Here is a 23,634-nt window from a genome sequence, read left to right as displayed (position 1 = left end):
GGATCTACAGATTCGCTTACTAGAGGTTGTCCAAGATATGTTAGTGAAAATTGAAGATGGTTTTTATTTAAATAGCCAGCATATTATTGCCGTACATGTCAGCAAGAATCCTGAAAATGGCTTACTTGAAATCTCCATTCAATATACGCCGCATTCCATTCAGCAGGTCGGAGAATACAAAAAAGTATTTCAAAGCCAGCTTGATGCTGAAATTTTCTTAAGTGAGTTAAATCAAAAGCTTCGCTAAAAGCCTGCATCATGCAGGCTTTGATCAAGCATCTTATTGTCTGACGATGAGGACTGGAATGGAAGAAAGTGCCAGAACATTCTGAGCGACACTGCCCAGCATGAGTTTTTGCAGACCCTTACGACCATGTGAACCCATAATGATCATATCAGTCGGGGATTCATTTGCAGCCTGCATAATGCCTTCTGACGGTGCCATGCCATGCAGGATTTTTGTCGTCACCTGGATGCCATCACGAACAAAGTTCAGTTTTAGTTCATTTAAACGATCCAGTGCATTTTGTTCTGCATGCATAAAATAGTCTGTGACTGCAGGAGCAACTTTGTAAAAATCTACGCCCTTAAAGGGATCCACCGCAATCACACTGAGTAAAGTGACATGGCTATGAAATACTTTGGCCAGTTCCAGGGCATGATCTGCGGCAGCATAGGAAATCGAGGACTCATCGAGTGCTACGAGAAGATGATCATAGTTATTCATGGTGCTTCCTCATATTTATTATTGCAGTAAAGGGGAGTGTGGTTTAAGCGAGTAAATCTCCACAGCATGTTTTGTTAGACTTCCAAATGTAAAAGTAGCAAGTACTGCACATCTTGAAGATGCGCAGCATCAGGATTATTTTTTCACGATCAGTACGGGAATTTCACTCGCACCCAATACATCTTGTGCAAAGCTGCCCAGAATCATTTTCTGGAAGCCTTTACGGCCATGAGAACCCATGACGATCAGGTCGGCTTTCACCTCACCCGCGGTTTCAGCAATATGTTCTGCATTGACTAAACCTGTGACAATGCGGGATTGCGCTTCAATACCTTCACCGGCTGCGATGGCAGTGGCTTCTTTCAAGGCCTTTTTGGCATTGGCATGTGCCTCGATAAAATATTCCTTCATGATAGAGGAGCTGTAATAGAAATCAGCCTCGGTAAAAGGATCTTCTGCGATCAGGCTGATCAGGGAAAGCTGACTACCAAATGCCTTGGCAATTTTGGCAGCATGTCGTACTGCAGAAAAGGAAATTTCTGAACCGTCCACTGGGACTAAAATATGTTGATAGACCATGGCTTTTCTCCGCAGGTTGTCTGATTTTTAGGCTTGGTTTATTGATAGCACAGTGCTGTGGCGGGTGCAATTGCAAAAAAGCGGTAAAATTGAAAAAACTCATTAAATTACAAATATTTTTCATGTAAAAGTGATGAAAAAAACAGAGTAAAAAACTCGGAATTGCAGTTTTAGTGATCAAAAATAAGAGGATGAATAGTCCTTGTTTGCAGCAGGATAGTTTAAACTGCCGTAGCCTGTTTTTAGATCATGTATAGGGGACAGTTTTGAGGTTTTTGCCATTCATCTTTTGCTCATAGGTTCAGTTATTCTTTCCGGCTGTCAGACCACACAGAACAGTAAAGTCATTGCCGGTGCTTTTAACCTGACCACAGGCTTGCAGCAAAAAGTGATGGATCGTTATGCGCCTGGTGCGGTTATCGTCCAGCAAAATATTACCTATGCGCCGCAACAGAAATTATCTCTGGATCTGTATCAGCCGCAGAATATTGCCAGTATTGGCCCGCGACCGACTATTGTCTGGATTCATGGCGGCGGCTGGATTTCAGGTTCTAAAGAACATGCACGCGGTTATTTCAAGCTGCTGGCGGCACAGGGCTATAATGTGGTATCCGTACAATACCAGTTTGCGCCACAAGTGACCTATCCAAGCCAGTTACACCAGATCAATCAGGCACTTGAATTTCTAGATACCTATGCAGACACCTACCAAATTGATGCCCAGAACTTATATCTGGCCGGAGATTCTGCCGGGGCGAATATAGCTAGCCATTACGCCGCGCTTTTGACCAATCCTGTATTTGCCAACCAATCCGGTATTCAGCCTCATCTGCAACCTACGCAGCTTAAAGGTTTAATCTTGCATTGTGGAATTTATGACTTGGAAGCATTTGCCAGCACAGCACCTGAAGAAATGAAAATTATCGAATGGGGTGTCTTTAACCTGATTCAGGCTTATACCAGCGAGCGTAAACATGATGCCGAGTTTTTAAAGCAGATTTCTCCGATTCAGTATATTACGCCGTCTTATCCACCTGTCCTGATCAGTGGTGGGAATAAGGATTTTCTGACCGATACTCAGTCACTACCATTTGTAAAAGCTTTGAAGGAACAGCAGGTTCCTGTGACTGAAATATTTTATCCAGAGTCTAAAGCCTGGCTCATTCATGAATATCAGTTTTTTATGGGCAAAAAGGAAAGTCAGCAAACCTTTGTCAAAACCCTGGATTTTTTACATCAGCTTTCACCTTGAAGAGAAAATTGTGAAAAATAAATCTTTCAAGATTGATCATGTCAGATCGTCCCGACAGCAATCATTGAAAAATTGTTTGGAGTTTAAAAAAGGCTTTGTTGCACAAACCTATCTGTAAAGGCTTTTTCAGCGATATAATTTTCAAATGAAGAAGCCTACACACAAAATCTACCGCACAACCAATTGGCCCGCATATAACCGAGCACTCATGAGTCGCGGAAATATTGCCATTTGGTTTGATCCTGCTACGCAATGGTATGCTCCATCAAAAGGCAAACAAGGGCGAAATCAAACCTACTCCGACGCAGCTATCCAATGCTGCTTAATGATTAAATCCTTATTCCGTCTATCTTTACGTATGGTCACTGGCTTTGTGCAAAGTCTGATTAAACTTTGCGGATTAAATTGGACCGCACCAGATTACAGTACGCTTTGTAGAAGACAAAAGCATATTGATATTGCAATCAGCTACCAAAAAAGTAGCGATGGGCTGCATCTACTCGTAGACTCTACAGGCATGAAGTTTCTAGGTGAGGGCGAATGGAAACGCAAGAAACATGGAGCTGAATATCGTCGCCAATGGCGTAAACTACATATTGGTATAGATGCCAAAACCCTACAAATACGCGCTATTCAGCTCACAACCAATAATGTCAGTGATTCACAGGTGCTTGGTGATTTACTTAATCAGATTCCACAAGATGAGCAGATTGACTCTGTTTATACCGATGGAGCTTATGACACCAAGCAATGCCGTCAGGTCATTGCAGATCGGCAAGCACATGCGGTGATTCCACCTAGAAAAAATGCGAAACCATGGAAAGATACAAAGAGTAGCTCGCTAGAGCGAAATGAATTACTTCGAACAGTTAAACGTTTAGGCAGGACATTATGGAAAAAATGGTCAGGCTATCATCGCCGCAGTTTGGTGGAAACCAAGATGCATTGCATCAAATTATTAGGCGATAAATTAATGGCAAGAAGCTTTCCTAGTCAGGTGAATGAAATTCATGCACGTGTAGCAGTCCTCAACAGATTTACGGAATTAGGTCGACCACTTACCCAAGTTACGCCCTAAATTTGGCTCAATTAGGGGCGCTTTGCATTTCAAATCTTTGTGCAACAAAGCCGGAATAAACTGGAAAATTCGCTCGAAAATTCCAAAAAATCCCAGACAGGCAATCAGGATGCCAGAAATCAGAAAAGCGCCAATTGCTTCACCCAGACTATAGTGACCGGCAGAAGCAATGACCAGTGCCAGACCGGCAGTCGACCAGGCGGTTGAAATCGGATAACGATATTTCCAGGAAAGCAAAAATCCAGAAACTCCAATACCTATACCCAGTGCCCATAACCAGGAGCTAATTTGTGCCTGATTAGCACCTAGGCTTTGAGCGGCTTCAATGACCAGTACGGCGGAAACACTAATACCAATCATGCAGGTAATAAAACCGGCCATGACGGCAGGAAAGGAGAAATCTTGTAAAAGTTTTGGCATCATCCATGACACTATTTTTAAATGCGTTTAAATCATACGCTTTTCACGTATCAACACAATGTTTTTAACAATTTTATCCAAAGGTCTACTGGTTTGAAGCCGATCATTGCTAGAAAGTTGAAGTCGCCAGTTTAAGGCCAAAACCGCAAAACAGGATCCCGACCGCTGCGACACAGCTGGCAGTCACTTTATAATTTTGGTTGAAATAGGACGCCAGTTTTACACCAGAAAAAATCAGGATCGACAGATAGGTCATACTGATCAATTGCAAGATTACAGCCAGAAGCGTGAATGTCAGGGCTGGATAAGGATAGGCAGGATCGACAAACTGCACAAAAAAAGACAGATAAAACAGAATCGCTTTGGGATTTAAAATACTGATTGTGAGCGCTGTACGAAAGGGCTGAACAGATTCTACCGTATCTGGAGTCGTCTTTTTAATCTGGACGCGTTGTGATGACTTTTCCGGAAAGAAAGTCTGGTAGGCCGCAATGATTAGCTTGATACCCAAGTAACTGAGATAGATCGCTCCAATAACTTTCAGTGCAATAAACAGTACCGGAAAGGCATGCAGTAAAGAAGCTGCTCCCAATGCTGTACATATAATCAGGATCAGATCGCCCGTATAAACCCCCAAGGCACCCATATATCCCGTCTTAATCCCAAAGCGCGAAGCAATCGACATGACATACAGGGAATTCGGCCCGGGCAGTAGCACAATCAACGTGGTTCCAATGATAAAGGTCGTTAGATCTGTGATACCAAACACGAAAAACTCGCATGAACAAAAAAGCCGATGCGGCATTATAGCAACATCGGCTTGGAGAAATTTGCTAAATTTTCTTTAAATCTCAGTGGTACTCAGGAAAGTTTCACGTAATAAAGCAGCCAGTTGCTCACGGGCTTTAATGAAACCGTCAATGCCGCCTTGCAATAATTCACTGGCCATCGGATCCTGTTTCAGTTGTGCTTCAAAATCGGCAGGGCTGATTGGGCTGAGTTCACCTTGAACTTTAATATCTTTGGCTGAGAGTTGGGCCTGCACTTCACGCTGATCATTTTCCAGTTCGGCCAGCAGGTTTGGTGCTACCGTGAGCAGGTCACAGCCGCTCAAGCCTAGAACCTGATCAATACTGCGGAAGCTGGCACCCATGATTTCAGTCTGAATACCATGCGCTTTATAAAATTCATAAATACGCTTAACCGAAAGTACACCCGGATCTTTTTCAATCGGGTAAGACTCAACGCCTTCAGCTTTTTTGTACCAGTCCAGAATACGGCCGACAAAAGGCGAGATTAATGTTACTTTGGCATCAGCACAGGCATGGGCCTGATGCTGACCAAACAATAAAGTCAGATTGGTATGAATGCCTTGTTCTTCCAGTGCTTTCGCTGCCTGAATGCCTTCCCAGGTAGACGCGATCTTGATCAGAATGCGGTCTGAGTCAATTCCATATTGCGCATAAAGTGCCAGTAACTCTTTGGCTTTGGCAATGGTAGCTTCAGTATTAAAGGACAGCGAAGCATCGACTTCCGTTGAAACACGACCTTCAATCAGTTTTAAGATTTCTACACCAAATTTGACCGTTAAAATATCAATAGTCCGTTCAATCAGAGCGTCATCTGCATAGCCTTCTTGCTGGGCTTGCTGAAAAGCAGCTTCAATCAAGGCCTGATTTTCAGGTTGTTTTGCTGCTGCAGTAATCAGCGATGGATTGGTGGTTGCATCAAGCGGACGAAATTTTTCAATGGCACTCAAATCACTGCTGTCTGCCACAATGGTCGTCAAGTTTTTTAATTGGTTTAATGCAGTTAATGTCATTACGATCTAGTTCTATGGTTATTGCTTATGCTTTCTTATATATCATAAATGGCCGGTTTACCAAGTAGACTGTCGTTGAATTTCTGTGATTAATGCCCGGTTTTACGTTGTTTGCGCAAGTGATTAATCAAAAAATGAGCAGCTGTGCCTAATCGGGTTTCTCTGCTCCAGACCAGATCAACAAAATATTCAAACTTTGGGGTGAAATCGAGCAGGTTGAGAACCTGTAACTGATCTTGCAAATGTGGCTGCTCATTCAGCATTTCGAGTGGCAGAACCCCCCAGCCCAGTCCTTGCTGAATCATGCTGCAAGCCGAATGATGATTGTCGGTGCGCCAGTAATTTCGTGAAAAGAGTAGTTCCGGCTTGATGGTGCGATCCCGACTGGCCACCACAATCTGCCTGTTTTGCAAAATCTGTTCATAACTGACTTGATCGAATTGACTTAGGGGATGCTGTTTGGCGATTACAGCGACCAGTACCTCACGTTTCAATTCCACAAACTGTTCCCGTGTTTCCAGTTGTTCGCGTTCAAACATCAGGGCCAGCTGCGCTGAACCTTCGAACAGCATACGATGTGCATCTTCCTGAGGTGCACTAAATACATTGACTTGCAGTGCAGGAAATTCCTGTTCCAGTAACACGATATAATCGGTCCAACGCGTATGCAGTAATTCTGAAACCACCACAATATTCAGTTCAGATTCCAGGCCTGAACTTAGGGCTTGAGCATGCTGTTTCCACTGATTCATTTCGACCAGAAGTTGCTGGGTTTTTTCATACAATACCTGCGCCTGTGCGGTCGGTTTTGGTTCACGACCTATACGCTGAAACAGTTCTAGATTCAGGTCAATTTCCAGATTGGCAATGGCCATGCTGACTGCGGAAGGTACTTTACCTAGTTGACGGGCAGCCGCAGAGAAAGAACCGGTTTCCATCACAGTTTTAAACATCAGTAGCTGTTCTTGATTAACATTCATAATTTTATCTTTCATTTTTATTGATAGATTCTAACTCGAATAGTCAGATTTAAAGAAATAAAATTCTTGCATCATGTAATGAATTGAGCTGATTTGATATGTTAATTTCCAAAAGAAGGTTGATTCATGCCGCTTTATATGAAGGCATTTTACTGGTCGTGATCGCTGTCCTGCTAAGTACTTTGATGCATATGCCGCTTGAGGTCACAGGTATGCTAGGAATTGCCATGGCTCTGACCTCAGTACTCTGGAACATGTTGTTTAATCACTATTTTGAAAAGTTTGAAGCCAGACATCATTTGAAAAGAACCATTAAAGTGCGAATTGCTCATGCAATTGGCTTTGAAGGCGGTTTGATGCTGGCGACCATTCCGATGGTGGCTTATGCCTTACACATGAGTCTGGCTCAGGCCTTTTTGCTGGACTTAGCTCTAACCCTTTGTATTCTCCTATATACCTTTATTTTTCAGTGGGTTTATGATCATTTAGAAGCCAGACTGGGGCTACAGCCGGATTATCGGAAAATCTCATCATAAAATACGCCATAAAAAATACCACACAGTTCAGACTCCCTTTTCAGAATGCGAAAGGTGAAATATTCAGCGATGAGGACTTGATCAAGTCCTCATTTTTTATGCTCGAACCCAACTGAAAATTAAGCTATAAGACTTTGATTTTTTATTTTAATTTTTAAATTTATTGGGGAATTCAATGCTATTTAGACGAGCGATCTTGTCAGTGTCCATCGTGTTGCTGATGTGGGGTTGTGGGGGTGGAGGAGGTGAGAGCAGTACGCCACAGCAGACGCTGCCGGATCCAGTGACACCCCCCGGTTCGGGTGAGCAACTGAGCAAAATTGCGGAATTTAAGGTTCTGGATGTGGGTTCAGAATTAATAGCAGGGAATTTTGGTCTGAAAACCTGGAATCCCACCGCCATGGTGGTAGAGGGCGATGTTCTTTATATTGCCAACAGCCAGGCAGAATCGAATATTTTGCGTTATGACTTAAAACAAAAACGTGCACTCAGTGCGATTGATCCTACGAAAATTTCGGGTCTGGCCAGAAAATGGGATAGCCTGAATGATCTGGAAATTCAAGCAGGGCGTTTGTATGTGGCCAATTATGGCTCGAACCGAATTGATGTTTTAGATATTAATAGCGAGCAACCGAACTTCATTATGGCACTCGGCACAGGTGTATGGTGGGGCGATGCGCTTAATTACGCGCTGGTACATAGCAATGCGGTGACTGCTGACGATCGCTATGTTTATGTACCTGATATTGAAGGCCGCATTAATGTGTGGCGTCAAAGTGATGTAACGGCGCAAAACCATTTAAAAGCGCGGAAATTTGCACGGCTCAGCTTGCCGGGCTGTGCGCGCAACTGTAATGCACGCATGGAAGTCATAGGTGATTATCTGTATACCAGCCTGCCGGATGGTATGACCTATGTCCACGATATCAATCAGATTCAGGAAAATGGAAATAATATTGCACCCATTTTAACAGAAACCAATTTGTCGGCAGTCATGCATCGCCATAATGATGGCTTGGTTTATGTGTCACGGAATGATGGCACTGTAGAAAGCTACCGGGAAAAATCTTTTAACTTGGAGTCTATCTTACCCAATAAAAGTGTGGATACCTTCCGAGATTATATTTTAAAAGGGCAAAACCAGAGCAGCCAACTGGCCAAGGCCAGTGATCTTTATATTTATGGTCAGAATTTGCTGCACATGGCCAATCAGAAAATTTATATTCTGCCAATGCTGACCCTGCAACAGAATAAATCCACCCAGCTAAACCAAGCTATGATTTTAACCGAATCTAAAGCACGCGAGAGAAGCCGTGTCTTGCAGGATGGTGAATCATGGGAAACCTTGACCAATAGCAGCCAGCGTTATGTCTATATGGACAAGATTTTATCGGCAACCCTAAATGGCAATCGCCTGCATTTGAAAAGCTACAGTGCTGTCCCTGTACGTGATTTGCAGATTCGTGCCAAGATTAAAAACTCAGAAGACTGGGTGATTCTGGCGAAGCTGGATCAGTTGACGCCATTTTCGAATGCCAGCTTTGATCTCAAGTTGACCGATCAATCCCGTTTCCCGTTGCTCGATGGCACAGGCTCGATCCAGCTAGCAGGTCTGAGTCAGACCACGCAAAATCCAAGCAATATTTTTGATCTGAAAATTAGCTCTGAGACTGATGAGCACGTCAAAAAGCTGAACCAGATTAAAGCCAAATGGAAAATTTATTTCGGTACCTATGATGAACCGAACAAATGGTGTCGTATTACGCCGGTCTATGCCCGGGAATGGGTCATGATGATGACCAATCTGGCCTATATGCTGAGTACTCCAGAATTTGAAACCTTATGGTTTAACCATAAAGCAGTCATGGGACACGATTTTTTTGGCAATCATGGTCAGGTAGAAGGACCGAATGGTTTCTTTCAGCCAGAAGATTATGTCCGGATCTATCGGGAAATTCTTAACCGCAATGAAATTAATCTTGGTATTACCAATATGGGCGGTGGTCTAGGTGGGGGTGCAGTCTTGGGGTAGATACATGGTTGTTCTATGGCCATTACAGATTATCTGGCTATCGAATTGTTGCACATGAATTTGGTCATCATTGGGGCGGGCATAATAGTGCATGGGCCATGTCGAATTATGGCTTTGAAGCTATGGTCGATTGGTTAAACTTCTATTTCCAGCGCCGTCCAGGTTCAATTCCTTATATGGACCCAAATGTGAATGCTTTTCACTTGACGCCGGACAGCGCACTTTGTCAGGGTGTGAACCAGAATATGGTGAAAGGCGTGGCATCGACTGCACCATGGAATAAAGTAGATGAGTATTTTAAAAATAACCCGATGCCAAATCAATAAGTCATAAAAAAGCCCCTCATTTGAGGGGCTTTTTAATTAGATCGGTCAACGGATTATTTTTCAATAATCGCCGTTACACCTTGACCACCGGCTGCACAGATCGACACCAGTACGCGGCCTGAACCTTTCTGGTTAATCAGTTTTGCTGCTGTCGCAATGATACGACCGCCAGTTGCTGCAAACGGGTGACCGGCAGCAAGTGATGAACCTTTCACGTTCAGTTTGGCACGGTCAATTGAACCCAGTGGAGCGTCTAAACCTAAACGCTCTTTACAGAATTTCGGATCTTCCCAAGCTTTCAGCGTAGACAATACTTGAGATGCAAAAGCTTCATGAATTTCATAATAGTCGAAGTCTTGCAGTTTCAGACCGGCACGCTCTAGCATACGTGGTACTGCATAAGCAGGCGCCATCAACAGGCCTTCTTTTTTCTCGACAAAGTCAACTGCAGCAGTTTCCTGGAAAGTCAGGTAAGCCAATACTTCATGACCATTTGCCTTCGCCCATTCTTCAGAAGCCAAGAGCACGCAAGAAGCACCATCTGTTAGCGGCGTAGAGTTACCCGCAGTCATGGTACGGGCATCGCCCTTACCAAAGGCCGGCTTTAATTTCGCCAGTTTTTCAACACTTGAGTCCGCACGCAGGTTATTGTCACGTTGAAGACCCAAGAATGGTGTGATCAGGTCATCAAAGAAACCTTCTTCATACGCTGCAGCCATTTTCTGGTGTGAAGATGCAGCAAGTTCATCCTGTGCTTCACGGGAAATTCCCCATTCCAGTGTAGTAATCGCCTGATGATCACCCATAGACAGACCTGTACGCGGCTCACCATTTTTTGGTGCATCCATAAGGTCTTTCACATTGATTTTGGTCAGTGCTTTCAAACGGTCTTTTGCAGTTTTCGCAATGTTTAGCTCAAGTAATGCTTTACGTAAACCGTCACCAAAAGCAATCGGTGCATCAGAAGTCGTATCTACACCACCTGCAATGCCTACTTCGATTTGACCTAAAGCAATCTTGTTGGCAACAAGAAATGCCGCTTGCAAACCAGTACCACATGCCTGCTGGATGTCATAAGCAGGCGTTTCAGGTGCAAGGGCAGTATTTAGTACACATTCACGGGTCATATTGAAGTCACGGCTGTGTTTCAGTACTGCACCCGCAACCACTTCACCTAAGCGTTGACCTTGCAGATTAAAGCGTTCAACTAGGCCGTTCAGGGTTGCTGTAAACATGTCAGTATTGGATGCCGTAAAGTAAGCACCATTAGAACGTGCAAATGGAATGCGGTTACCACCGATAATCGCAACGCGGCGAACTGTATTTTGGCTCATGTTTGGTTCCTGTAGAACAGAAGTCTGTGTTGTAGAGGTTGAATCTTTTTCAGATGAAGTCGTATTTTTGGCACGGGCAGGTGTGCTCCGTGTACGCGTGGTTTTAGTCGGACTTTTTTCTGTCCCAGTGGCTGTGTCAGTATTTTTAGTGCTACGCTTAGCGCGCGTTGATGGTTTTGACACAGTTTCTGTCGCAGAGTTCTCGACTGCTGGATTTTCTTGAGTTGTTTTGCTCATAAGGCTTTACCAGGCAAATAGATCGTCTTCTTGGTGTTTACATTAGCATAGAAGAGGATAGGCTGTATTGACTACAATGACATTACAGACTGCGCTCAGGTCAAGTCATCTGCCTGTTATCTCAAGTATGATTGGGCGGAATCTGGCGGATCTATTGAAATATATGTGTCTGGCATCATATTGAAGTTTAAGGATAACTTTAGATCAACCAAAAATTAATTTGTATGAGAGATAATAAACATGACTGATCAGTACCAAACTTTTGCAAAATCTCCTATTGGTAAATTTGTCATTAAAAATTTGGGTCTGCCATCCCCAACTTCTTTAGACCGTTTTGAGTCTGCTACGCCAGTGGTAAAAGGCGCAGTATTATTGGGTGCAGCACCAGCAAGTCCATTGACGGGTGCTATTGCTCAGGTTCTGGCAAATATTCATGCCAACAGCTATGCAGGTAATAATGCTGAGTTGCAACAGGCGGCTGCAGCATCCGGGCTGAATCTGGGTGCATTTAACCCGGGCGATAAAGAATCAAAATTCAAGGTCGTTATTTTTGATGCTTCAGGGATCGAAAATTCAGAACAGTTAAAATCACTTTATGATTTCTTTAACCCGATTGCACGCCAGATCCAGAGTTCGGGCCGTGTGGTGATTGTGGGGACTACACCTGAAACAGCAAAATCGGTGAGCCAGGCGATTGCTCAACGTGCACTGGAAGGTTTCGTGAAATCAGTGGCTAAAGAATTCAAAAAAGGTATCGCAGCAAACCTGATCTATGTCGATGCAGGTGCTGAAGCAAATCTTGAATCTGCATTACGTTTTACGATTTCGCCGCGTTCTGCCTATGTTTCTGGTCAGGTGATCCGTGTTTCACCAGCTGAAAAAGTAGACGTAGACTGGACCAAGCCATTAGCGGGTAAAACTGCGGTTGTGACAGGCGCAAGCCGTGGTATTGGTGAAGCGATTGCCCATGTATTGGCACGTGATGGCGCACATGTCATCTGTCTGGATGTTCTACAACAGCAGGCTGACCTTGATCGTGTAGCTAGTGAGATCGGCGGTTCTACCTTGGCTATTGACATTACAGCTGCAGATGCAGGTGAAAAGATCAAGGCAGCGGCAGTTGAGCATGGTGGTCTGGATATTATTGTACATAATGCCGGAATTACCCGTGACAAGACCTTAGCCAATATGAAGCCTGAGCTGTGGGATCTGGTGATTAATATCAACTTGTCTGCAATAGAACGCGTGAATGATTATTTAATTTCCCACGATGGTCTAAATGCCAATGGCCGTATTATCTGTGTATCCTCAATTTCAGGGATTGCAGGTAACCTGGGTCAAACCAACTATGCAGCGTCTAAAGCGGGTGTGATTGGTGTGGTGAAATTCACAGCACCAACTTTAAAAAATGGTATAACCATTAATGCCGTTGCACCGGGCTTTATCGAAACACAAATGACGGCTGCGATTCCATTTGCGATCCGTGAAGCGGGCCGCCGTATGAATTCGATGAGTCAAGGCGGTCTACCTGTCGATGTTGCAGAAACGATTGCAATGTTTGCTGCTACTGCATCAACAGGTTTAAATGGCAACGTGATACGTGTATGTGGTCAAAGTCTTTTAGGGGCTTAATTTAAAATCCCCCTAAATCCCCCTTTGAAAAGGGGGAGATATCCCTCTCCTTTAATGGAGAGGGTTAGGGAGAGGTAAAAATTAAATTAAAAAGGGGATGAATTGACCCTCATCCCAGCCTTCTCCCTGAGCCATATATGGTGCAAGAGAAGGCGCTTTTAGACAAATTGAAATAATAAAATTTCCAAAGGTTCAGTATGAATACGCGCCATTTTAGTCAACTTCCAAAACCTTATTTAGCCTATCCAAAAGTGATTCAAGGCTTGATTTTTAAAAAGCCGAAAGCTGAAAAAGTTCTACCGCAAGTTGAATATGTGGTGGATTCATTCAAGGTCGATCAAAAACATCTTAAAGCTTATAATGAAGTCTGCGGCTTTAAAAATAATGGTTATATTCCAGCAATCTATCTGACGGTGCTTTCACAAAGTCTGCAAATGCACATGATGACTTCAGAAGCATTTCCGTTTCCGATTTTGGGTTTGGTACATATCCGCAATCAAGTCAAGCAATACCGTAAAGTCGGTGTGAATGAGACTTTGACGCTGTCATGTAAGTTTGGCGAATTGCAGCCGCACGATAAAGGCGTGCAGTTTGATTTCATTACTACAGTCAAAGTGGGAGACGAGGTCGTAGTTGAAGCATTGACGACTTATCTGTCACGTCAAAAGACCAATGCTAAAGCTGCTGCCAAACCTGCAGAAAGCCAAGCACCAGAATATACACTCAATAATGAATGGAACATCTCGGAAAATACTGGTCGCCGTTATGCCATGACCTCAGGTGATTTTAACCTGATCCATATTCATGCAGTCACAGCGAAAGCCTTTGGCTTTAAACAGGCAATTGCACATGGTATGTGGAGCAAGGCCAAAGCACTGGCGAATCTGTCATTGCCAGATGCCTATGAAGCTGATGTTTGGTTCAAGTTGCCGATGTACTTGCCATCTAAAGTCGAGTTCCTGACGGCACAGGCAGCGAATGAGACAGATTTCCTGATTCGAAACAGTAAGAATCAAAAACCGCATGTCACCGGTCATATTAAAGCGATTTAAATCTGAATCAAAAGCCTAAACCCGATTTAGGCTTTTTCATTTTAAGGGATCAATATTCTATGGATAGAATGATGCAGCCAATTAAAGATTATCTGTTTGCTGATCAGCACAATTATCAGGGCAATGTCGATGAGCATTTTAGCGATCTTGCCCGTCAGTTTAGCCGTTTGCAGGATGCACGTACCGAACAGGGTGGTGCTGCTCTGGTAGTGTATTTTGAAGGACAGAAAGTCGTTGATATTTATACCGGTAAAAAATCTTTAACTGAAAATTGGCAACCCGATACCATGTCGCTGTGTTACTCCACAGGCAAAGGTGTGCTAGCGACTTTGGCGCACATTCTGGTGAGTCAAGGTTATCTGGATTATGATCGACCGGTTGCAGAATACTGGCCTGAATTTGCACAAAAGGGTAAAGAAAATATTACTCTGGCGCATATGCTCAGTCATCAAAGCGGACTGTTTGATATCCGTAATCTCATTGATGATGCCACTGAAATGGCCGACTGGTCACAGATGCTGGACCGGATTGCGGCAGCTGAACCACGATTTCAGGTTGCAACCGATGCTGCTTACCAACCGCTGACTTTTGGCTGGCAAGTAGGTGGTGTACTGGAAAAAGCGACTGGTAAAAAACTGGGTGAACTGATGCAGGAATATCTGGTACAGCCACTACAGTTAAATGGTGCTTATTTTAGCGTACCGACGCATGAGTTAGCTCGGGTGGCCTTACCTATTTTAAAGCCTAAAACAACTAAGTCTCAAACACAAACTGCGAAAAAAACTGTGTCAAGGCAACCCAGCCTGATGGAACGAGCATTGGTATGGAGTGGTCAGAGTCCACAGGATTTTCAGGATGCCATGATTCCTAAGGGCATGAAGAACTTTAGTTTCTTTAGTCATGAGGGTCTACAGGCCATTATTCCGTCTGCTAATGGAGTATTTACCGCAGAGAGTCTGGCAAAAATCTATGCCATGCTGGCCAGTCGTGGTGAATGGCAAGGACAGCAACTGATCTCGCAGGAGGTATTCCAGCGACTTAGTCAGGTGCAATACAAAACAAGAGATCGGGTCATGCCTTTACCGATGCACTGGCGCTTGGGTTACCACCGTGTTCTCACTTTAGGAAAAGCCTCTAAAGGTTTTGGTCATATGGGCTTTAATGGCTCTGGTGCCTGGTGTGACCCTGAACGGAATTTAAGTTTTGCCTATACGCATAATTTCCCGACAGGTTCATTAACCGGAGATTACCGTCTTTGGGGCCTGACGCAGGAAACCTTGCGCTGTGCGGATGCGGTACTGACCGGCCGCAAAGGCTGGCGCTAAATATCCCTGATTTGGGAGTTTAGCCCGTCAGACAAATATGCTATTTTGTCGCGCAGTCCATGGCTATGGTGTGAAGTAATGAAAAAAGTGCTGGTGATTCCTTTGGTCGCAAGCAGTGCGTTGTTCGGATGTCAGGATCCGAATCAGCCGGCTGCAAAAACGGTGATGGAAGCCAAAGCTCAGATTCCTGCCTGGGTCGGGAGTTATCAGGGCACGACGCCATGTATGGGATGTTTTTCAAGTTGTGAAGATTGTCCAGGCATGGCAGTGGCCTTGACCTTGAATGAAGATCAGACCTTTACTTTACAGCGTGAAAGTTTAAGTGGACATAATGAAATTGAAACGATGAGCGGGCAGATTCGGTTTCAGGATGAATCACAACAAAAGATTGAACTACTGAATGTCGATACCCGAAATCTGCTCTATGTCGATCTGAAAAAGCATGTTTTGGAAATTCGTGAAGATCAAACAGGCAAACGCTACCAAATGCAAAGTGACTTTATCCTGTTTGAATCGGTCTAATTTTAAAAAAGCATCTGTTTTATATCCCTTTTTCAATGATTTTGATCAAGGGATTTTTATTCTTTATAAACCGGCATTCATTTCACTATTTTATAAAAAAACAGTATGCTTAGACCTGTAAAAAGGAGCATACATGTATCAAGTACTTGCGCGAAAATACCGTCCTCGTAATTTTAATGAATTGGTGGGGCAAAACCATGTATCACGTGCTTTAACCAGCGCGCTCGAACGTGGCCGTTTGCATCATGCCTATTTGTTTACGGGAACGCGTGGTGTCGGAAAAACCACGATTGCACGTATTTTGGCGAAGTGCTTGAACTGCGAGACCGGTATTACCTCGACGCCTTGTGAGGTCTGTGCGACCTGTACCGCAGTCAATGAAGGTCGTTTTATTGATTTAATCGAAATCGATGCAGCATCACGCACCAAGGTCGAAGATACCCGCGAGCTGCTCGACAATGTTCCTTATGCACCGACTCAAGGCCGCTTTAAGGTCTACCTGATCGATGAAGTGCACATGCTGTCCACGCATTCTTTCAATGCGCTGTTAAAGACGCTGGAAGAACCGCCAGAACATGTCAAATTTCTGTTTGCAACCACTGATCCGCAAAAACTGCCAATTACCGTAATTTCTCGCTGTCTGCAATTTACTTTGCGTCCATTGGCAGTCGATGAAATTACCGAACATCTGGGCAATATTCTTAGCAAAGAAAGCATTCAGTCTGATCAGGATGCGATCTGGCAGATTGCTGAATCTGCGCAAGGTTCTCTGCGTGATGCCTTGTCTCTGACCGATCAGGCGATTGCCTATGGTCAGGGTGTGATTCAGCATCAGGATGTCAAAGACATGCTCGGTCTGATTGACCGCACCATTATTTATGACCTGATTCTGGCGATTCACCAGAACCAGAAAGCGCATGTCAGTCAGTTATTGCTACAGTTCCGTCAGCAAGCTCTGGATGTGTCACTAGTGCTCGATCAGTTGATTTCGACGTTGCATGAACTAGCCTTATTGCAGTACCTGCCAGATCTGAGTCTGAAATATAGTGCTGAGATCAATCAAAAAATTATGCAATTATCCGGTCTGATTTCTGCTCAGGATCTGCAACTTTATTATCAGATTGCCTATAAGGGTCGTGCCGATTTACAGCTTGCAGTTACGCAGGAACAAGGCTTTGAGATGACGGTGCTACGCTTACTGGCTTTCCGTCCATTACAACCAAGTGAAATTCCAGTAATGCAGGAGACTGCATCGCAACAGGCAACAACCCATACAACACGTCTACAGCCACCTGTTCAGACACAACTTCAATCTGAATCAATAGAAACACAATCATTGGAGGCAGAACCGGTATTTGATGATTTCTCTCTGGACGATGGGACAGATGAGGAGATTGATGTTGCATCAGCGTCTGGGCCTTCTTCGGATGATTTTCTCGATGAAGAAGAGCCAACCAGCATCACTGCACCTGAATCTGTCCAGCCCGTAGTAATTCAGACCACCATTGAAGAAGTGCAGTCTAGTGATCAAATTGTTTTTGATCCAAATGATGATAAAGGCCTATTTGGTTTTGATGAAATCGAGAGTACGCCAGAAGCACCGGCTACTAGCAACAGTTCGGATGATTTCCTGCTTGAAGAGTTTATTCCTGCAGATGCCGTCATTCCTGCTGAGCCAGTACAAGAGACCATGTCTGCTGATGAGGAATTTAGTCTTGCTGCACCGGAAATAGAGCTTTCACAGGAAACAACCGATCAGCCTGCTCTTGAAAATACAGCGTCGGTTCAGCCAGTTGCACAGACAGCTTTGCTGGAAGATATTTCCCAAGATGTAAATACGCAGAATCTGATGCCACAGGATATTTTAAAAATACCTGAGCAAACCTTAGAAGGCGAGTGGAGCGTAGAAAAATGGGAATACTGGTTCCGTAATAGCCAACTTTCTCCAGCGGTACAGGAACTGGCACAGTATGGCGTCATGACTGGCCAGATGAATGGAGAATCCGTTTTCCATATTCCTGAACAGTACCAGCAGTTGCTGACCCAGTTGCAACATAATCTGGAAGCTGCTTTGCAACAGCAATGGCCGCAAACTAACTTCCAGGTGAAATTTGAAAATGTGGACCAGTTAACACCATATACCATGCAGCATCAGCGTAAGGCACGTGCCTTTAAACGTGCCGAAGAATTGTTACATGCTGAACCGGCCGTACGTGATCTGCTACAGCAGTTTGACGGTGAACTGCAAAATATTCAGCTGAAATAGGCTGGATGTTAAGTCACAACAAATCGAGATAAAGCATCCCGCATTTCAACTGGAATCGGGGTGCTTTTTCGTGTCTCACGATCGACAAATACATGGACAAAATTGCCTTGTGCAGCGGCTGTATCCGAGTTGCGTTTAAAAATAGCCAGATCATAGCTGAGCGATGAATTTCCCATGCTTTCAATGGCTACGCCCACTTCAATAATTTCCGGATAAGACAGTTCCTGATTAAACTGACAGTTGGAGCTGACGACCAGTCCAATCATGGGTGAATATTTTGGGTCAAAAGCAGCTTCCTGAATCAGCAGGGCATTGGCGGCGGTATCAAAATAACTGTAATAAGTCACATTGTTGACATGGCCGTACAGATCATTGTCTGCCCAACGGGTTTGAATGGGCAGGAAAAAAGTATAGTGTTCACGCTGTTTGATGGTGGCTTTCATCACTATTCAGTCCTCAGCTAGATAAGGCTTAGGTGGAAATTGATCTAGGAATAGATCGCCTGATAAATCTGATAAGCATCCTCCACCTTGAGTTCACGTGGATTATTCTGCAACAGCCGGCTTTGTTGCATCGCATCTTCTGCCATCACCTGCAGTATATGTTCTGGAACATTCAACTGATTTAGTTTTAGAGTCAAACCGCTTTGCATCAGATGATTATTAAAATGATCAATAAACAGATCGGTCAGGCCATCATGGCAACCTTTACTACGGGGATCCAGCCAGGTCATCAATTCCGCATAGAGCTGTTTGGCCGCTGGCGCATTAAACTTTAATACTTCAGTTAGAACCAGTGCATTGCTATGCCCATGCGAAAGATGAAAATGTCCACCCAGTGGATAAGCCAGCGCATGTACGGCAGCGACTGGTGCATTGGCAAAGGCTTGTCCGGCCAGCATGGAACCGACCAGCATATTTTGGCGGGCATCTAAATCATGACCGTTTTGCAGTACACGTTGCAGATTGGCATTCAGTAATCTTAAAGCCTGTTTGGCCAGCATATCCGAATAAGGATTTTTCTTGTGTTTTGAGGTATAGGCTTCAATGGCATGTACCATGGCATCAATGCCGGTGGCGGCAGTGATCTGTGCTGGAAGATTCTGGGTAAATGTTGCATCCAGAATGGCAATATCTGCAAAAAGGATCGGTGCCACAATACCGGTTTTAGTGGTTTCACCTGTGGTGACAATCGAAATCGGCGTCACTTCTGAACCTGTTCCAGCCGTAGTTGGTACCAGAATTAAAGCTAAACGCGGTCCGGTGGCATTATCAACGCCATACAGATCAGACAATGTCTGATGCTGTTCAGGATGCGCCAAAATTGCAATGAGTTTGGCCACATCCATCGAGCTGCCACCACCAAAGCCCAGCACCACATCAATATTTTCCTGTTTTGCAAAAGCCACCGCTTCAAGCACCACTGTATCGGGCGGATCGGCCTGAACATCCGAGTAAATCACATACTCCAGTCCGGCAGATTCAATAATATCCAGAATCGGCAGATGTAATTGCTCCTTCAGCATACCCGGGTCAGTCACCAGTAGAAGACGGCGATAACGGCCATTTTTTAGAATTTTAAATAATTCCTGAATCGTGCCTAGTCCGGCAATGATATTGGGGACGGTTTGAAACTGAAAACGATTCATGGCGATATCCTTGATTTTTTTATTGCAAATACGAGATTATTCTATGGTTGTAAGATAGGAATCAGTATATAAATAACTTAACATAAGAATCCTTAAAATAAAGTAGCTCTGAGGTTGTTTATGTCATCCAGAACGCCATACAAGGTGTTATGTGTTTGTTTGGGAAATATTTGCCGCTCTCCCACGGCAGAAGTTGTACTCAGACATTATTGTGATGAACAGCAACTGAATATTGTGGTCGATTCTGCCGGAACCAGTAATTATCATCCGGGCAAGGCACCGGACTTGCGTAGCCAGCAGCATGCGCTGAAACGTGGCTATGACCTTTCAGCACTTCGCGCACGTCAACTTATTCCGCATGATTTTATTGATTATGATCTGATTCTGGCGATGGATCTGGAGAATTTATCCAATATCCAGAACATACAGCGTCTGGCAGAAACTCAGTTTGGTCATGTACGTGCACGTGTGGCATTGATGAGTGAACATGATCAGACCTATCCGAAACAGGCCTTACCGGATCCCTATTATGGCGAAGCGGATGGCTTTGAACGGGTGCTTGATCAGTGTGAGTCCAGCAGCCAGGCCTGGATTGAGATTTTTAAACAGAATTTACACAAGGTTTAAGCGATGCAGATTCAAACCCAGGTTCAACTTAAACCTTTTAATACCTTAAATTTAGAAGCAGTTGCTTCGCACTATGCTCAGATTCAATCCACCGCTGATCTGCTAACTGCACTGGATTTTGCGGAACAGCAGCAACTCAATTTGCTGATCCTGTCAGGCGGCAGTAATATGTTGTTGCCGGAGCAGATTGATGCGCTAGTTCTGCATATGGATATTCAAGGCATTGAAATGCTGGATGCTGATGATCAGTCGCAACGTTTACGTGTAGGCGGCGGACAAGGCTGGCATGACTTCGTGCTCTGGACTACAGCACAAGGTCTGTATGGTTTACAAAATTTGGCCCTGATTCCTGGACGTGTCGGTGCTTCGCCAGTACAGAATATTGGCGCTTATGGCGTCGAAGTTGGCGAGTTTATCGATTCAGTTGAGGTCTATGACCGTCAGTTGAAACAGTTTGCTTCGATTGGCGCAGCAGATTGCCAATTTGCCTATCGGCATAGTATTTTTAAAGATGATCCTAATCGTTATGTGATTACCCATGTGATTTTTAGATTACTTAAACAGCCAGATTTGAAACTGAATTATGGTGATCTGAAGACTGCGGTCGGTGATCAGCTCACAGCAGAAAACTTGCAGCAACAGGTCATCCAGATTCGCCAGAGTAAATTGCCTGATCCACAAGAATTTCCCAACGTGGGCAGCTTCTTTAAAAATCCGGTGGTTGATCAGGCGGTCTTTGACCAAATTGCTGTATCTTTCCCGAATTTACCCCATTACCAGCAAACGAATGCTCAAGTTAAACTGGCAGCAGGCTGGTTGATTGATCAGGCGGGCTGGAAGGGTAAACAGTTGGGGCCTGTCGGCATGTTTCATAAACAGGCGCTGGTGTTGGTGAATTATGGTCAGGCCTCTCTCACCGATGTCCGTAAAACGTATCGTGCAGTACAACAGTCAGTTTGGGAAAAATTTAGTCTAATGCTGGAGCCTGAACCTGTATTGTTCGATAAAAATGGCTTGATCCGTTCTCATCAGGAAGAGGAATAACATGAAAAACACCCATTGGATGGTACGTTTGCTACAAATTGTCACTGGACTGTTTGTGCTATGCGGCTGTCTACTGGTGTTGGTTTATACGCCTTTTTACTCAAAAATGATCGTCAAGGGCTTAAACCAGTTTGTCTCCTTAGAGCTAAATGAAGTCGCGGCTCAAAGCCAGAAAATGGCTGCACTCAGCGAACATGAAAATCTGGAACCTGGCTCTGATTTATGGATTGCCCGTCAGGCGTATTTAAAGGTCATGGAACAGGATATCCAGCAAAATAACTCGGCCAACCTGATGCTGATTCAGGCACGTTATAAAGCACTGCAGCAGGTGATTGAAGAATATCAACGCGAACAGCAAGATCAAAAAGCAGAGCAAAGTCCACCTGCTCAGGTGCCCTTATTGTCCTCTCAGGAAGAAGCAGAACCAGCCGATCCGAAAGCCAATGTCCGGGAATTGCTGGAGTGGGACAGTAGTGAAAATAAGGAACGCATTGAGCAATATATGGAGTTTTTGACGACGCATCCACTTGAGCAGGGTGAAGCCAGTTCGGTACAGGAAACCGATGGAGAGGAAATCCAGCAGGACTTGGCTTTACTACAAGAGCAACAGCAGGCTAAACCGGCGAATAGCTCCCAACCTTATGCCATTGTGGTATTGGGTGGTGGCTTAACCCTAGATGACCAAGGCAAAGAGATCATCGTCAATAACTATACGCGACTACGTCTGGAAACTACGCTGGCAGTAGAGAAACATTATCAGTTGCCGATTGTTCTGAGTGGGGTCGAAGCGCCGTATATGCAGCGCTGGTTAAAAAATCATGGTGTCGATGCCAAATTACTGGAAGATCGCAGCATGAACACCTGTGAAAATACCCGTTTCAGTTCATTATTATTACAAAAGAAAGGTGGAGCGCCTACAGTGATTCTGATTACGGATCGTTATCATATGCCGCGTACCCGCCGTTTATTTGCGTTAAATGGCATACAAACCATTCCGGTAGAAGCGCCGATGCCAACGCCATTGACACGATGGCGTCCAAGTGCACAAAATTATGATCACAGTCGTCGTGCCAATTATGAAATGTTGGCGACCATGCGCGATATGTGGTTTGGATCCAGTGACTGTCGGGAGGTGCCATAATGTCTGATATCCCATTTTTAAATCCCACCATTCTGAAACAGCTGGATTTACCCATTCCGAGTCGGGATGTTACGCCTCAACTCTTGCCACCTTTAAACCTGAATCGTAGTGATGAACCGCCGATTGATCTGCAGTCCTATCGAAAGCTTTATGGTTTTGATTTACTGGACTGCAAACACTGGCAGGGCTATGTACAGATGCCATTATTCAAGTTGCATGTACAGGTGTTTGAACCGAATCTGGAAAATACCCGCTTTGACAAGATTCAGGGAACTGCTTTTCTGTTGCATGGTTATCTGGAACATAGCGGCATTTATCAGCCGATTGTCAAAGAGCTTTTAGAACAGGGTTTTAGTGTGTTGACCTATGATCTGCCTGGACATGGTCTGAGTGATGGTTCACCTGCCAGCATTCAGAATTTTGATCATTATCAGCAGGTTTTGCATGCCGTACATCGTTATGTGCAACATGCCTCACAATTACCGAAACCTTGGGTTGGCATCGGGCAGAGTACCGGCGGTGCGATCTGGATGCACCATTTACTGGAATTTGCAGAACGTCGTGAAAATCCTTTTGTTGAGCGGGTCTTGCTATTATCACCATTGATTCGTCCCGCCAAAACTGCCTGGTGGCATAATTCGGTCGGATTGGGCATTATTAGCCGAATCAAACGTGAAGTTCCCCGGCATTTCAGACGCAATAATCATAATCCGGAGTTTCTGCGTTTTATCCGGCTTAAAGATCCATTACAACCACGAATGATGGGCATGGACTGGATTTTAGCGATGTCACGCTGGATGCTGGAAATGGAAGCGCGTCCGGCTTGTCGTATTCCAGTCTGGCTAGCACAGGGTGCACAGGATCAGACTGTGGACTGGCGTTATAATATCGAATTTATCCGACGTAAATTCAGACTCCAGACTTTGCTTATGCTAGAAGAGGGTTCGCATCAGTTAATCAATGAGCGTGCTGATATTCGTGCTGCATTGACGGGTTTGATTCCTGCCTTTCTGCATGCACACGGCAGCAAAACTTATTATTAATAGATTGAAAA

The 23,634-nt window shown here is 44.4% G+C and carries 21 protein-coding genes and 2 pseudogenes; 14 read left to right on the top strand and 9 right to left on the bottom strand.

Going from position 1 to position 23,634, the window contains the following annotated elements; translation table 11 throughout:
• The first annotated feature begins 37 nt into the window (after positions 1-37).
• A complete protein-coding gene (locus HGD77_RS09195; protein WP_004278836.1) occupies positions 38-247 on the top strand; it encodes a hypothetical protein in 210 nt (69 codons plus the stop codon).
• Between the two features lie 33 nt (positions 248-280).
• Here the strand turns inward: HGD77_RS09195 and HGD77_RS09190 are convergent, their stop codons facing one another.
• On the bottom strand, positions 281-727 hold the full coding sequence (locus tag HGD77_RS09190; RefSeq protein ID WP_004278835.1) for a universal stress protein: 447 nt from the start codon (positions 725-727) through the stop codon (positions 281-283).
• Positions 728-862: 135 nt separating this feature from the next.
• Positions 863-1,306 (bottom strand): universal stress protein, encoded by a 444-nt coding sequence (locus HGD77_RS09185; protein ID WP_004731460.1) that lies wholly within the window; start codon positions 1,304-1,306, stop codon positions 863-865.
• A 280-nt stretch (positions 1,307-1,586) separates the two neighbouring features.
• Between HGD77_RS09185 and HGD77_RS09180 the strand changes: the two genes are divergently transcribed.
• The gene (locus HGD77_RS09180) at positions 1,587-2,558 is read left to right on the top strand and encodes an alpha/beta hydrolase (protein WP_228761476.1); all 972 of its coding nucleotides are present in this window, start codon (positions 1,587-1,589) and stop codon (positions 2,556-2,558) included.
• Positions 2,559-2,703: 145 nt separating this feature from the next.
• Positions 2,704-3,636, top strand: coding sequence for an IS5-like element IS17 family transposase (locus HGD77_RS09175; RefSeq protein ID WP_000743272.1), 933 nt, complete (start codon positions 2,704-2,706; stop codon positions 3,634-3,636).
• Between the two features lie 42 nt (positions 3,637-3,678).
• Here HGD77_RS09175 and HGD77_RS09170 read toward each other — a convergent pair.
• The 4 genes and pseudogenes from HGD77_RS09170 to HGD77_RS09155 all read right to left on the bottom strand — a co-directional run.
• Positions 3,679-4,056: pseudogene (locus HGD77_RS09170) on the bottom strand (benzoate/H(+) symporter BenE family transporter); the annotation flags it as partial.
• Between the two features lie 109 nt (positions 4,057-4,165).
• Positions 4,166-4,825, bottom strand: coding sequence for a leucine efflux protein LeuE (leuE, locus tag HGD77_RS09165; RefSeq protein ID WP_004278829.1), 660 nt, complete (start codon positions 4,823-4,825; stop codon positions 4,166-4,168).
• Between the two features lie 75 nt (positions 4,826-4,900).
• A complete protein-coding gene (tal, locus tag HGD77_RS09160; protein ID WP_004645437.1) occupies positions 4,901-5,878 on the bottom strand; it encodes a transaldolase in 978 nt (325 codons plus the stop codon).
• Positions 5,879-5,967: 89 nt separating this feature from the next.
• Positions 5,968-6,858, bottom strand: coding sequence for a LysR family transcriptional regulator (locus HGD77_RS09155; protein ID WP_004278827.1), 891 nt, complete (start codon positions 6,856-6,858; stop codon positions 5,968-5,970).
• 98 nt (positions 6,859-6,956) lie between these two features.
• Here HGD77_RS09155 and aceI point away from each other — a divergent pair, with 98 nt between their 5' ends.
• Positions 6,957-7,394, top strand: a complete 438-nt coding sequence (gene aceI / locus HGD77_RS09150) for a chlorhexidine efflux PACE transporter AceI (RefSeq protein ID WP_004278825.1) — start codon at positions 6,957-6,959, stop codon at positions 7,392-7,394.
• A gap of 175 nt (positions 7,395-7,569) precedes the next feature.
• Positions 7,570-9,752 (top strand): annotated as a pseudogene (locus HGD77_RS09145) (hypothetical protein).
• Positions 9,753-9,805: 53 nt separating this feature from the next.
• Here HGD77_RS09145 and HGD77_RS09140 read toward each other — a convergent pair.
• Positions 9,806-11,323: an acetyl-CoA C-acetyltransferase gene (locus tag HGD77_RS09140; protein ID WP_004278822.1), complete on the bottom strand. Its 1,518-nt coding sequence runs from the start codon at positions 11,321-11,323 to the stop codon at positions 9,806-9,808.
• 240 nt (positions 11,324-11,563) lie between these two features.
• On the opposite strand from HGD77_RS09140, the gene HGD77_RS09135 reads away from it, so the two are divergent.
• The 5 genes from HGD77_RS09135 (at position 11,564) to dnaX (ending at position 18,120) form a co-directional block, all read left to right on the top strand.
• On the top strand, positions 11,564-12,955 hold the full coding sequence (locus HGD77_RS09135; protein ID WP_004278820.1) for a 3-oxoacyl-ACP reductase: 1,392 nt from the start codon (positions 11,564-11,566) through the stop codon (positions 12,953-12,955).
• 197 nt (positions 12,956-13,152) lie between these two features.
• Positions 13,153-14,007 (top strand): MaoC family dehydratase, encoded by an 855-nt coding sequence (locus HGD77_RS09130; protein WP_004278819.1) that lies wholly within the window; start codon positions 13,153-13,155, stop codon positions 14,005-14,007.
• 59 nt (positions 14,008-14,066) lie between these two features.
• Entirely contained in the window at positions 14,067-15,332 is a 1,266-nt protein-coding gene (locus HGD77_RS09125) for a serine hydrolase domain-containing protein (protein ID WP_005103470.1), read from the top strand.
• Positions 15,333-15,410: 78 nt separating this feature from the next.
• Positions 15,411-15,854: a copper resistance protein NlpE N-terminal domain-containing protein gene (locus tag HGD77_RS09120; RefSeq protein WP_004278816.1), complete on the top strand. Its 444-nt coding sequence runs from the start codon at positions 15,411-15,413 to the stop codon at positions 15,852-15,854.
• 133 nt (positions 15,855-15,987) lie between these two features.
• Entirely contained in the window at positions 15,988-18,120 is a 2,133-nt protein-coding gene (gene dnaX, locus HGD77_RS09115; RefSeq protein WP_004278814.1) for a DNA polymerase III subunit gamma/tau, read from the top strand.
• 8 nt (positions 18,121-18,128) lie between these two features.
• On the opposite strand, the gene HGD77_RS09110 is transcribed toward dnaX, so the two are convergent.
• Both HGD77_RS09110 and HGD77_RS09105 read right to left on the bottom strand, forming a co-directional pair.
• A complete protein-coding gene (locus HGD77_RS09110) occupies positions 18,129-18,563 on the bottom strand; it encodes an acyl-CoA thioesterase (RefSeq protein WP_004645428.1) in 435 nt (144 codons plus the stop codon).
• 44 nt (positions 18,564-18,607) lie between these two features.
• Positions 18,608-19,768: an iron-containing alcohol dehydrogenase gene (locus tag HGD77_RS09105; RefSeq protein WP_004278811.1), complete on the bottom strand. Its 1,161-nt coding sequence runs from the start codon at positions 19,766-19,768 to the stop codon at positions 18,608-18,610.
• Between the two features lie 120 nt (positions 19,769-19,888).
• Here HGD77_RS09105 and HGD77_RS09100 point away from each other — a divergent pair, with 120 nt between their 5' ends.
• The 4 genes from HGD77_RS09100 to HGD77_RS09085 are packed head-to-tail and all read left to right on the top strand — an operon-like array spanning position 19,889 to position 23,623.
• Positions 19,889-20,395: a low molecular weight protein-tyrosine-phosphatase gene (locus tag HGD77_RS09100; RefSeq protein ID WP_004278810.1), complete on the top strand. Its 507-nt coding sequence runs from the start codon at positions 19,889-19,891 to the stop codon at positions 20,393-20,395.
• 3 nt (positions 20,396-20,398) lie between these two features.
• Positions 20,399-21,439 (top strand): UDP-N-acetylmuramate dehydrogenase, encoded by a 1,041-nt coding sequence (gene murB, locus HGD77_RS09095; protein WP_004278808.1) that lies wholly within the window; start codon positions 20,399-20,401, stop codon positions 21,437-21,439.
• A 1-nt stretch (position 21,440) separates the two neighbouring features.
• A complete protein-coding gene (locus HGD77_RS09090) occupies positions 21,441-22,580 on the top strand; it encodes a YdcF family protein (RefSeq protein ID WP_168730782.1) in 1,140 nt (379 codons plus the stop codon).
• Positions 22,580-23,623 (top strand): alpha/beta hydrolase, encoded by a 1,044-nt coding sequence (locus tag HGD77_RS09085; RefSeq protein WP_004278806.1) that lies wholly within the window; start codon positions 22,580-22,582, stop codon positions 23,621-23,623. Before HGD77_RS09090 ends, HGD77_RS09085 begins: the two co-directional genes overlap by 1 nt.
• Positions 23,624-23,634: the final 11 nt, after the last annotated feature.

The organism is Acinetobacter sp. NEB149, from assembly GCF_012516415.1.
Classification (GTDB): Bacteria; Pseudomonadota; Gammaproteobacteria; order Pseudomonadales; family Moraxellaceae; genus Acinetobacter; species Acinetobacter lwoffii_V.
Note: the sequence above shows the minus strand (reverse complement) of the source record. Positions and strands in the feature narration are given on the sequence as shown.